This is a genomic window from Kocuria atrinae (assembly GCF_039531425.1).
GTDB lineage: Bacteria > Actinomycetota > Actinomycetes > Actinomycetales > Micrococcaceae > Kocuria > Kocuria atrinae.
In genome coordinates this window covers 86067-98438 of sequence record NZ_BAAAQA010000001.1, presented here as the reverse complement: position 1 = coordinate 98438, position 12372 = coordinate 86067, and the positions used below count along the sequence as shown (strand labels likewise).

Below are 12372 nucleotides of genomic sequence, written 5' to 3'. Positions count from 1 at the left end.
CCCCCTCGATCAACCGATCCCAAAGCTGCCACGCCTCTGGCAGATCGAGGAGACGAGCGATTCACGTAGTTTGTTTCGGACCGCTCATCCGCGATCTGCCAGACGCGTGGGCTCGATGATGTGGTCCTGAAATAACCTATTCGTCGAGCGCCTTCACGAGAGCATCCTGGGCGTCGCTGTAGAAGATGAATGACACCTTCGTGGCGACCTCGTCGCTGACATCGAGGAGTTGACGGCGGGCGGACACCGGTAGCAGCAGCGCCGTCGCGCCCTTCTCCATAGCGTGCTCTGCGAGCTGCGCGGCGTTCAAGACGGTCTCGACACCGCCGCCAAGCGACAGGTTCCCGACCGCAATGAGGCCACCGCGGATCGACCTCTGGAGCATCGCTGAGGCCAGTGCGAGGAGGATAGGCAGCCCGAGCCCAGCACCGGTCTTGGCCGCGTCGAGCGCGCGTACCTGAGCGGTGAGGTTGTGCTCGCGCGGGTCGCGGTCGCCTACGAGTTGTCTCGCTTGGGCGATGAGGTTCTGCTCTGCGACCTTGAAGCTTTCCCGGAGCGTGGCGGGTGCGGCCTGGTTGAGTAGACCGCGTGCGCCAGAGCCGGGCGTGTCCGCCGCCTCGATTCGGTAGAGTCCCGGGCCGACGTCGCCGCCGCCCTCGGAGATCGCCCACACCTGGCCGGGGGGCAGCGGATCGAGGCCGATCGAGTCGGGACTCGCGAGTTCGGGGGTCGAGACGAACTGCTCCACCCCCTCGCCGAGGCGGTAGCCGAACTGGGTATTACGGAACTCTGCTGCGCCAATGCGGCGCTGCTGTTCCTTGACGCGACGACGGCACTCCAGGGCGATGCGCACCGCCCATTCGAGGTCGTCGTCGGAGATCGCGGCTTCGGCGTCGGGATACAGGAGCTTGAGTAGACCATCTACCGTCTTGTTGACGGCCGACAGGTCTCGGCCCGACAGTGCATCGGAGTAGTTGACCCGCCCCTGGATCGAGGTAAGGCGCGACTGGTCACGAAGGCGCGACCAGCACTCGGAAAGGAAGTCACTCACGAGTCCGAAGTGGTGAGTGAAGTAGGTCGGGTTGAGCTTCGGAACATCCCAGCCGGGCAGGTATGCGTGGATGCGGTCCATGAACGCCGTATCGTCGCGCATCTCCGGGGGCAGCGGAGAGAGCAGGTGGCCGATCCTCTGCTGGTGGGCGACATCCACGTCGAAGTTCCCGACCAACATGATCGAACCGTCAGCACGGATGGACTCACGGCCGCGGGAAAACTCGCCCGACTCCATGTAGCCCTTCATGATGTTGACGCCGTCCTTTTGGTCGAAGGAGACGCCGGAGACTTCGTCGAAGCAGACGACGTCGTACTGCGCGACGAGGCCGCGTTGTCCAGTGGCGTTGTTGACGAACATCCGGGCAACGGTGGCCTTGCCGCCGGAAATCAAGTGCGCGTAGGGCGAGACCTGTTGGAATAGGTGGGACTTGCCGGTGCCACGAGGCCCTAGTTCGACCATGTTGAAGTTTCGCTGCACGAACGGGACCATGCGTAGCAACAGCACGTCCTGTTCGCGCTCGGTGAGTTGCGCAGGTTCGAAGCCCACTGACCGAAGTAGGAGGTGCTTCCACTGCTCCGTAGTGAACCGTGAGCGGCCTTCGGCCAGACGCGAGAGCGAATCGCGGGTTGAGAGCTGGATGGGGCGAAGCGACCCGATAGCGAAGGGCTTGCCGTTGTTCTCGTCAGCGATCGCGGCGTCGTAGAACAGATCGACCTCGGCGTAGAAGCCACCGGTCAGCATGCGCTCGTTCTCGCGGACAACGGCATCGTCGATACGCACGTCGCGGAGTCCAAGGCTCGGCAACTCGGCAACGTAGGCGTTCGACTTCGCATCGAGCCGGGCCTTGACGAGATCGATGAGCTTGACAGTCATGCGCTCACGCGCGCGCGACTTGAAGAGCTCCTCTTCACCTGCCCGCACAGTGCGGTCGGCGAGCAGCCGTCGCACGACCTGGAGCCCCTCCTCGATCTCCTCCGGGTCGGTCGTGGCGCAGTAGCGCCCGATAAGGAACTCGCCGACGTACGTCGGGACAGGATACGCGCCCTTGAACTGCTGGGCGAGATCCTTGCGAACGACGTACCCCTCGAAGGCCGACGCTGCGGTCGTGTCGATCTCGTCGAGCGTGATTGCGTCGGTCACTCGACGCCTCCTACCGTGGTTTGTGCTTGCGCTAGAACTCCACCGTTCAGGTCGAGTAACACGACCCATGCGTTCGCCCCAGCAGGGGCCTGTTCCTCGTCGACGAGCACCTTGACCTCGCCCGGCTCGGTCGGCGACTTCGGGCCACCGACGGCGCTCGATGCGTCCGCTGGGCGAAGCCGAACTTCGGCGACCACTTCGGTTTCGGCAGGGCCGTAGTCGATGCGGCAGCGCTGTCCGGTCCATCGAACAGCTTCAATCTGGGCGGGCGCAGCGGTCGAATCGCCGCGTGTCACAGTGACGACGGGGATCACGCACTCCTGAAGGCTCAGCCCTCCGTGCTCATACAGGCAGCCCGACTCAAATGCAGCAGCTCCCGGTGCGCTGACCATGTCAACGGACGAGTCCCAAGTCCAGGGCAGGATCGGGAAGTCCGGGCGCGCCGCGGCAGCCTTCAACCGCGCCACACGCGGCTTACGGGCAGCATCGCCTTCCGTGACTTGTATCGGGAGGTTGACCTTCTGCGCTGCTTGGCCTGGCAAGAGGAACCCGTGATCGGTGACCACGACGACCTTCCGCCACCCTGCGTCGAGCAGTGCACGAACACGCTCAGCGATGAGGTCGAGGTGATGGTCGATGAGGTCCGCCATCTGGTGCCCGTGCGAGTGGCCCAGCGAGTCGATCATGTTCGTCTGCGTCCAGGCCGTTCCGGCCGGGTCGCCGACCTGAGCGGTGTCCCAGTCGAGGAACTGCACCTCCGCACCAGCGAGGGACGACCGCAGCACTGCACCCTTCACAGATCGCCCCTGATCGTCGGCCGCGTCGAAAGCAGCGCCGCCAGCCATGCTGATCTTGATTGGCGCCACCGCCGGCTGGCCGGTTGGCGTGACGCTGGGGAAAGCCGCCTGGCGCGGCTCCACGACCGCCGCCAGCCCCGACAGACGGCGAGCAACACGAGTGGCCAGGTCGTAACGCAGTGCATCGACGTAGACCACGCACGTTCCGGCAGCTACGTCGAGGCCCGTCTCGCCGCGGTAGGCGCCAACTGCGGCCTTCTGGAATGCTCGTGCCGACTGATCAACCCACGGGTCGTAAATCGCACCGAGCGCGTGAGCGACAGCGGACCTATCCTGTGCGGTCTTGGCCGTCGCGATCGTCCGTAGCGCGAGGTCCTCGATCACGTGGCCCTCGTCGCTGTACCAGGCGACCTGAGCCTTGAGGTCGGTTGCTGTCGAGGCGGCCACTACACGGTCTGCTAGTTCCGCGAGGTGGCCGACGGCCCTCGCAAGCGGTGCCTGGCCGAGAGCAGCCCAGACGTTCTCCTCGCGCGACGTGTGCGCGGCAGCGAGCTCTTCAACGCGACCACGCGGGTCGGGATGAGTGCCCAATGCATCAAGCGCGGACCTGATGGCGTCCTCCTCGTCGCGGTTCCACGAGGGCCACGAGTCGGGGTGTGGATCCATGTCTCCAAAGAGCGGCACCACGGAGGGCCGCGCCTGGTCGAGCAAGGCAGGTAGGTTCGGATAGCGGCTCGGGTTCTCCGCAAACCGTTGCCAGACAGCTCCCCACTCGCCCGTTCGGCCGCCGAGCTTGCTGGCTGCGGTGAGCGCGCCGTCCTTGTCGGGGCTCAAGCCGTAGAGGGACTTGCAGGAGGCGAGAAGGGCCTGCCATTGCGCACCTTCGAGCGAGGCCCTCACGGATTCCGGGTCGTTCATCCATTCGAGGAGGGTGCGCACCGTGTCGTCGAGCACGAGGGTGTGCAGGCGAGACGAGTCGAGACGTCCCATACGTTTGAGATCGGCGATGTCCTCGAAGAGGAGTTTGTCCAGCACCTGAGCGAGTGCCGCCTTCGTCGCACTGTCGCTCGCGATGTCGAGCCCCGCACCCTGCTTCGACGCAAGGAACGAGTGCGGCGTCCATGGCGTCTGGCCGTGGGCGGAGGGCCACCAGTTCGAGCGGATCGCAACCTCGGCCAGCGGCGCGAGTGAGTCATCGAGAGCCGCTGCCTCGATCACGGAACCTCGACTGACACCAGGCAGGTAGATCACCCACGGATTACGTTCGTCTCGTTCGGCAAGATGTGCTGGTAGTTCCGCTGACTCGGGCGAGGCGAGAACGGCTCGAAGCCAAAGCGCCGGACCTCGTGCAGCTGCGGGGTCGTACTCTCCGAGCACCAAGATGGGCACTGCCTCCTGGAGGCTGCGAATCACCGGCTCCCAGGTGCGCTCAGGGTCGGTCCACAGAACAGTCGCTGGGGCCGAACTCACCCCTGCGTTGAAAGCAGCAGCGTCGCGGAGTGCTTTGACGACGACGGCACGGACGAGCGTCATTCGGCACCTCCCGCCTCGCGCCGGGCGGCACGGCGCTCCTCAAGAGTTGGGTGCAAATCGTTGTGCCGTTCCGACCCGTCGGGATTCGTCCCGCGGTCTTTCTTCCAGTGCACGTTGACCTTCGAGCGCAGCACGCCAGCAGTGATAAACGGCCGAATGTTGAGACGGACACCGTCGTCGAGGTCAGGCGCCCAGCCGATCGGCTGCTCAGCCATCGACTTCCATCGCACGTAGATGTCGTACGGCGGCGCGCCTTCGAGGATCAGCTTGAGTTTGCGCTGAAGTTCCTCAGCCGAGGCAAGTCGGGCATCGGCACCGGCTCGCTCCGCCCGCACCTCATGCTTCTGCCGGTCAATCCAGGCACCGAGCGATGTGAAGGTCAACTTCTCTAGCGTCTGCCGGTCAAGCTGGTGGTAGTTCGCAATCGCTGAGAACCCATCCTTGCGCCCATCCCAGATGTGCCACAGGAACGGTCGGTTGCCGAAGGCCTTGACGTGCTGCGCGAAGAACGTGTCTCGGAGCCAGTCCTCCAAGCGACCGTTCTTACCGCCGGCATCGGTGACGAGCTTCCGCTCCAAGCCACTTGACCACTGGTCGCCATAGGCCGTTGCAAGCAGCTTGCGCAACCGTGTGGCGAGATCAGGTTCGTTTGGCAGTGGCTGTAGGGCAGCAACACCATCGGTATCTGCAAAGCGGTCAAGCTCGTCGGCACCCTGCTGGGGCCACGTGTAGCCAAGTAGCCGCCCGATCGCCACTTGGAGGGGCAGCGTCGCGGCGACAACGTCGCCCGTGAATAGCCATTGAGTTGGGTTCGGCGAGTAGGGCTCTGGCAACGGCCCTTCCTGTTCGGCCACTTTCGTCCAGTGTTCTATCTCGAAAGGAACCTTCGCTAGAGTCGCGTTTGTGACCTTCAGGGATGTATCAATTTCTCGAACCGCCGCCGAATACTCCGGGGAAGACAGGAAGTACCATAGCGCCGGCACCAACGACTCGTCATAAGGGACGACCGGTGACGCGTTAGTGTCGAACAGTTCTCCGGTGTAGAGCGTCACAGGCAGATTCCCCATCTGACTGACCAGAACGCCCAGTTTTCCCCATGCTGCCTTGCCGACAATACGGGAGCCGCGGCTTTGAGCCATCGGACCTTGGCCCTCATCCCAAGCAACGACATAACTCCGTCCGGCATAGAACTCAGTCGCAGAAACTGAGGTCAAGAACGGGCGCCAACGACGCCCACCGACTCCGCTGACTTCCCAGAAGTAACGGCGGAAACGGCCATCGTCCCCGGTCTTGATTCCTTGAAGACCCGGAGCCACGCCCGACAGGGGTGCCTGCGGTTTGGACGTGGTCAACGTGATCCGGTGGTCAGTGTTCGCCATCTGCTGCGTCCGCGTTGTATCACTAAGTTGTGCCGCGATGAGGATTGCGGCAACCTCCGCAGGTGAGTTGCCGGCCGCGGCATCTAGCCCGGAGACCGCCTCCGTGCGCTGCCCCCCTTCGACCAGCAGATCCGTATGGAAGTCCCACATGGTTGCCGAGAACCCAGACACACCGAGGGCGGCGACGAATATTGGGCCGTCAAGGCTGAGTCTCGCCTTTCTAAACGCCGAGTAGTTGGTCTGATAGCGCCAACTCTGCGGAATCACGAACGCTCGAGTTGTTGCTCCGCTCCATCGGGAGAGCATCGAGTAGGCCAGGTTCCCTGCTGCGACCCGATCCGCACGCTGTGTGAAGCTCTGGACGACCTCAGCCTGCTTTCCAGAAGAAAGGAACGGCGGATTTGTGGCTACAAGTGTGTAGGACTCTGACAGAAGCCCAGCAGCGTGGATGATGTCATCCGCAGCGTATCCCAGGACCGCATTCCCTTGGGCTTCGCCCGCAAGGGCGCGCGAAAGAGCTCCTCGAACTGACTCCCAACTGGCACCGATGTTGAGATCGCTCCCAAAGAGCACGTCTTCAGGACCGTCGAGCCGTGGCTCGATGAGGGAGCCTAGAGAGTCAGCGTCTCTGAAAAGGGAATGCAGATGGCCGAGGACCTTCCGAAGTTCGCTGTCCTCACCCGCGAACGATTCCCAATCGCTCCGCGCCGAACGAACCGGCACACCCGAACAGGCGATCTGAGGTGCCGGCAACTCTCGAAAGCCCCCCTGCTTCCAGGCTTCAAGAGCCACGTTGAAAGTGGCGATCTGAGTGCAGCGCGGGTCGAGTTCGAGGCCGTGGAGATTGTCGCGGAGGACGGCATCTTGCGCCTCCGCCGGCGTGAGGCCCTCCTCCTCGGCTCGCATGCGCCACAGCATCCCGAACATCGCGACGAGAAAGTGACCGGAACCGCAGCAGGGATCCATCACCGTCACGTAGGCAGCACGGTCAGGCCAGTCACTGAACGAGCCCGCTGCAGGGGTGCCGTCGTCGTTGCGGCGCAGGTACACCCAGCCGTCAAGGAGTGCCGACGAGGGGTGGCGAGCGGCCCACCATGCTCCGAGAGAGTTCTCCAACAGGAATCGAACCATGTAGTTCTCGGTGAAAAGCTGCGTGACGGGCGAGAGGTCCGCCCCGCCGATCTTGCCGCCTGACTCGTTGACGCGCTTCTTCTCGGCCGTCTGCCAGAACTGATACACCCATCCGAGGGCGTCCTCTGTCGTGAAGACCTCGGAAGGAATGTCGAGGAGGAGACGCTCCAGCGCGGCTCGGTGTTCGGCTGCGAACCGGACTTGTACCGCGGGGTCGGTGAGGCGGAACACGCCGGGCAGAATCTCTGAGGCGAACCGCGCGGCAACGGCCCAGGCATCCGGCTCGCCAAGGTCAGACGCGAGATCGCCGCAGTCTTCCAATGACAACGGGATATCGCGGTAATCGGGATGCCGGAGTAGGCCATTGACTTCCAGGAAGCGCGCGAACAGCAAGCGGTGCCACTGCTCGTAGGCGACATCTCGCACCAGGTTGGTAAGCGCTGCACCCGCTCGTGCATTATCATCGCCGAGCTGCCGTGCCTTATCGCGGAGCGCGAGCCGGAGTTCGTTCTGCTCGCCATTCAAGTAGTCCGGACGGCTCGGCTCGGCGACCGCGAGAGCGCGCAGAGCATCCTCGGCAGCGCGTTGTGCAGCATCGCGGGCGCGCTGCGTCTGGGCGTCGAGAAAGCTTCGTTGGTCGGAGTTGAGGATCTTGGTCGTTGCCGTCGTCATGGTCACCCCTTCACTACCACGGTGTCGTTACCGCTGTTCAGTGCGTCGAGTAGCTGCGCCCGCAGGGCCTCGACGTACCGCTCTACCTCGTCGGCGCTGCCCAGGCTCGCCGCCACAACCCGCACCGTGGTCATCTTGGCCGCGGGTGTCGTCAGCTGAATAGCCGCTTCCAGCGCCCGCGAGGCCCGCTGCGGGATAGCATCGAGTTCAGCGGTCCACCCCTGTAGCGGCCGAGCTTGCGCCGCCGCCAGGACGGAAGTTGCATCTGCGAGGTTGGGCTCCGCCTCGGTCCCGAGATGGTGTTCCCTGAGAACAGCCTCACGTTGCGCATCGCTGAGAGCTGTCCATGCCGGCTGCTGTTCGAGGCCTTCGAGAGCCGTCGCTCGGGCGTCACGCAACGCCAATGCTGCTTCGTGGATAGCATCGCGGAGTGCCTCGGCGAGTTCCCTCACGATCGGGGCGACCGGATCGGCCTCGCTGAGGAGATCGCGGCTCGCGGCCAGTGCGCCGAGCCGCTTACGGGCCGCCGCCGCGGGCTCCAGTCCCGTGGCCGAGGATGCAAGCGAATGCGCCAGTTGGAGCGAAAGCGTGCGACTCTTGAGCCTGCGTTCCAGGTCTCCGAGTTGGTCGTTGAAGCTCGTGAGGTCACTCTTCGCTGCCAGCATGGCGTGCACGCGATCGTTTCCAGAAGCGTTCACGATCGCCTGGATGCTACCTGGCACTGTGATGTCACGGAGCGGCGCGGGCCCGCTCACGCCTTTCGCGCGGTCGACGAGCGACTGGACGGCCTGTTCGACGGCCGAGACGAGTCCATCGTTGTCGGCCGGGAAGCCGAGGTTGCTCAGCACCTGGCGTGCCTGGATTTTCTCGGCGGGTTTGAGCACTGTGACCTCGTGGCGGAGTTGCACGTTGCCGAGGCGGGTCTGCTTAAGTACATCGGCCGTGGTCGCGTCGCTCCCGTTGAGCGTCGCACGGATCACTCCGGTGTCGAGGAGCACTCCGAGGGAGGCCATGAGCGCGTCGCGCGGCCAGCCGAGCGGTTTCGATGTCACGGCCTTCTCGACATCACTCGCGGACGTGCCCGCCGGGCCGACGTGGCTGAGGACTTCCCTTACGACGCTGTGCTGCCCTGGGTCGGCGTCGTGCTGGACGGCCTTGAGCGCGTCGGCAGCCGATCCGCTCCGCACGCGCGCGATGACCTGCGGCCACCGGTTGTCGTCAGCTTCGGAGAACCGCGGGAACAGGCGGGTCGTGGCGGACTGTGCGCCCGCCTCGATCCGCTCGCGTAGGCTGACGCCGCTCGGCGAAGTCCCACCCCCGAGGAGTACGTTCGCCCTGCCGATGACATCGCGGACGTGGGCGTTCACTTGGTCGGTTGCACGGTTGAGTCGGGTCTGCATCGCACTTCGCGCCTGCTTACCCTCGTCGTCCTGCGGGATTCCCTGTTGGTCGATCACTCTCTGCGCTGCGAGCTTGTTACGGACTGCCGCGACGAACGCGGGAGCCTGGAGCCGGGGAAGATGGACGAGAACGATCGGCGAGTCAACTCCGAGGCTGCGTGCGGCCTCGTCGAACTGCTTCGCCGTGATGCCCTCGTCCCACTCGGAGCGCAGCCAGATCGGGATCGCATCGGATTCCGGCGGGAGAGAGGCGTCAGCATGCAGCGCAAGTTTGCGTGATTCTTTGGCACGACCCTGCTGGATCGAAGCGGGTATCGACCGACCGACCTCAGTGACCAACAGCGAATCACGATCTGTGCTTACCTCACTGTCCGTGACTTGAACATGGTGCCTGCGGAATGCCTCGTCCCACTCGCGGCCCGCCTTAGTTTGAAGGCGGAACTCCTCGCCATCCTGCTGAATGACGCCCTCTTCGGCGAGCGCTTCGAGCACCGCAGGCACCTGCTGCCGGAGCCGGTCCCCGTCGTGGGCGAGGTCCTCGACGAGGAGGTCGACGAGATGGTCTGCCGTCGCGCGGACGCCGATGTCGCCGTGGCCCGACGTCGGGAGAAGACCGATGAGGTGGATGAGGCCGAGGATGCGGCCGCGCAGGGGGTCCTTCTGCCCCTGCTCATGGATGAGTGTCTGCGTCTCCTTGAGAAGGAGACCCGCACCGTTGAGGTCTTCGTTCTTCTGCGCGTAGAGGAAGTCAGCGCCGACCACAGTGCCCACCGACTTGGGAGCGACCTTGCGGTTCGCTTCATGCACGATGCGGAGCTGGGAACGCAGCTGACCAGCGCGGCCGGCATCGGCCTGGCGGAGCACGCTCTCCCAGAACCGGCGGCGCACAGGGAGCAGCGGGTAATCCTCAGCGAGGTCCTTGTCGTCCGCCGCAGTGTGTTGAATCCTGCTGCCGATGAGCTGGCGGGAAATCTGCCCGGCGACCGAGGACAGCGTGCTGTCGAGACCGGGCTTCTTGGCGGGCTCCTTACTCAAAAGTACTCGGCGGACAACGGCATCGACGTCCTGGTTCTTGAGCACGACCTTGACGGTGAAACGGTCCTGGATCTTCTGGAGTGTCGAATCAGCCGTCAGTTCTTGTTGGCCCGTGGCGACCAGCAGTACACGACCGTTCAGTTCGCGCGACACCGACTCGACGAGGTTCTGCACCTCCATCGCCCGGCCGCCATCGCCACTGATGTATTGCTGCACCTCGTCGAGGACAATCAGCGACGGCGGGATCTGGCCATGACCGACGTGCTCAAGAATCTTCTTGAGCAGCGCGATCGTCTCGTCCGTGGAGAATGAGCGAGTGTCCGGTGGGAACTGGTTGCGCAACGCGGCGCGTACGTCCCGAGCCGACGACGCGAACGCGGGGTCGACCGCGAGGATCGCGTCCGCGAGCCGCGTGCTGAGGTTGTACTCGCCCAACTCCTCGACGAGGTCGCCTCCGTTCGCCGTAACGTGGTCGCTAACGGCATCGAGGTGACCGTTGCCCGCGAGCCACAGCGCGACTTGGGCGGGCGCGACGCGCGTAGGCAGCCCTGCGGCCCCGAGGACGACGGAGAGGAACACCGAGTTGAGGGTGTCGCCGCTGCGATCGAGTGCGCCCGCTGCTGCCCACGGTGCGGCACCGTCGCGTCGGCCGAGTGTTGTCAGCTCCGTCAACTGGTCCTGGATGCCCTGGGGGATGTTCGTCAGACCGCGCGCGGTCGCGCCGTTCGGGAATTTCGTGTCCGCCCACAGATGCTGGAGTACACGGACGAGGTGGGACTTACCACTGCCGTAGAAGCCCGATACCCACACGGCAGGCTGGGTCGTGCGATTCCGATGCCCGGTGTAGGAGTCGAGGATGCGCTGGAGTCCGTGCTCGTACTCGCCCTCGCATACGAAGCTCTCCAGCTCGTACTTCAGGACATCCCACTGGTTGGAGTCCTCGGGCCGGTCGACGTTGGTGACACCATCGTTCGGAATCTCAAAGCTTAGCGGAGGCCGGATGAACAGGTCGTTGTTGGTCGTCACGCGATGTCCTTCTGCGGATCGATGACGCGCGCACGGTAGTTGAACCCGTCGCGCGCGTCGAGCAAGCGGAATGAATGAGTCTCCGGGTCGTGAAGCCCGGGGAAGAAGACGAGTAGGCGGCCAGTCACGGCGGAATCGATGGACTTGATCACGCTCGATGCCCGCAGGAACGGGAAGATCGCGCCAATGCCGACAAGGGCCACGACGGCATTCTCAGGTGCTCCTTCGAGAGCCCCTCGGATGCGCGCGACCAGTGTCTTCTCAAACTGGTCCAGGATCGACTGAGTGAGGTCGCTCGGTTCCTCATAGAAGGCCTGCGCGTGTCGGTGAGCGGACAGCCAGCGCCCGAAGTCGTCGGTGACGTCGAGAACGACCCACACGCGACCCGCCTGAGTGGTCGCCAACTCGATGCTCGGCAGAGCGTGCCGCATCTTGCGTTCCAGGTCAGGCGGGTAGACGAGCATCCAGACGCGCTCACCACCCGAGATGTTGTCCTTCCATGCCAGGGACAACTCGGCCTTATAAGCGTCGACGAGATCGGAGACGCGGCTCATGCGCGACCTCCGAAGGCAGGGAACGCTACGTCCACGACATTGCCCGCCACGAGCAGGTCGATGAGTCCCTGCGTGTGCGCGTCGCGCAACGCCTCCAAGGAGCGCCCAGGGGCGAGGCCGAGGATCTGCGACCACGGATTGTCAAGTACGCCGAGGCCTCGCCCGCCGGCGAGGTGCCCCAGGTACGCCGCATACGCGATGGCCGCCGGCTGTGCTTCAACGTCGATGCGCACTTTCTTGGCCCGACCCGCGAGATGACCGGTCTGGGTCCAACAGGCTCCGGTATTGCGGCCGGTCTTACCGAGTGTCGACTCCGACATCTCGTTGCCGAACTGCGCGGCGACCGCGGCGGTGAGGTCCGCCGATGTCACGCCCGAACCCGCAGGCAAGTCCGCGATCGCAGTAAACGACGCGCGAAGAACCTCATCGCGGATGACCGCCAACAGTCCCGCAAGGAGTGGGCGTGATGATGGGTCGATGTCCCAGAAATACCGCAAGGCCGTGAACTCCGCTCGCCCCGGGTCAAGGAAGTACAGCTCACGCAGATGACGGAACGAACGCTGCCGCCCGGCCAGAGTTGGCCGCCCGAGGACGTTGCCTTCGACCACTGCTTGCCGATACTGCTCGGCAGGCGCGTCGGACGGCACCTCA

General features: G+C 64.5%; 6 protein-coding genes. All 6 read right to left on the bottom strand.

The features are described from left to right. Positions 1 to 136: 136 nt before the first annotated feature. Genes brxL through ABD283_RS00405 form a run of 6 tightly spaced genes read right to left on the bottom strand, consistent with a single transcriptional unit; the run spans position 137 to position 12368 of the window. Positions 137 to 2194: a protease Lon-related BREX system protein BrxL gene (gene brxL / locus ABD283_RS00430; RefSeq protein WP_344223107.1), complete on the bottom strand. Its 2058-nt coding sequence runs from the start codon at positions 2192 to 2194 to the stop codon at positions 137 to 139. Next, positions 2191 to 4524, bottom strand: a complete 2334-nt coding sequence (gene pglZ / locus ABD283_RS00425; RefSeq protein ID WP_344223106.1) for a BREX-1 system phosphatase PglZ type B — start codon at positions 4522 to 4524, stop codon at positions 2191 to 2193. The genes brxL and pglZ overlap by 4 nt, the downstream gene beginning before the upstream one ends. After that, positions 4521 to 7706: a BREX-1 system adenine-specific DNA-methyltransferase PglX gene (locus ABD283_RS00420; RefSeq protein WP_344223105.1), complete on the bottom strand. Its 3186-nt coding sequence runs from the start codon at positions 7704 to 7706 to the stop codon at positions 4521 to 4523. The genes pglZ and ABD283_RS00420 overlap by 4 nt, the downstream gene beginning before the upstream one ends. 2 nt (positions 7707 to 7708) lie before the next feature. After that, a complete protein-coding gene (brxC, locus tag ABD283_RS00415; RefSeq protein WP_344223104.1) occupies positions 7709 to 11167 on the bottom strand; it encodes a BREX system P-loop protein BrxC in 3459 nt (1152 codons plus the stop codon). Beyond that, positions 11164 to 11721, bottom strand: coding sequence for a BREX protein BrxB domain-containing protein (locus ABD283_RS00410; protein ID WP_344223103.1), 558 nt, complete (start codon positions 11719 to 11721; stop codon positions 11164 to 11166). The genes brxC and ABD283_RS00410 overlap by 4 nt, the downstream gene beginning before the upstream one ends. Next, complete coding sequence (locus ABD283_RS00405) at positions 11718 to 12368, bottom strand: hypothetical protein (RefSeq protein WP_344223102.1); 651 nt, start codon at positions 12366 to 12368, stop codon at positions 11718 to 11720. Before ABD283_RS00405 ends, ABD283_RS00410 begins: the two co-directional genes overlap by 4 nt. Positions 12369 to 12372 lie beyond the last annotated feature (4 nt).

What these genes read in the sequence shown, in the direction of transcription:
- pglZ (WP_344223106.1), bottom strand. Translation starts at nt 4,524, where the DNA reads ATGACGCTCGTCCGTGCCGTCGTCGTCAAAGCACTCCGCGACGCTGCT.
- ABD283_RS00420 (WP_344223105.1), bottom strand. Translation starts at nt 7,706, where the DNA reads ATGACGACGGCAACGACCAAGATCCTCAACTCCGACCAACGAAGCTTT.
- ABD283_RS00410 (WP_344223103.1), bottom strand. Translation starts at nt 11,721, where the DNA reads ATGAGCCGCGTCTCCGATCTCGTCGACGCTTATAAGGCCGAGTTGTCC.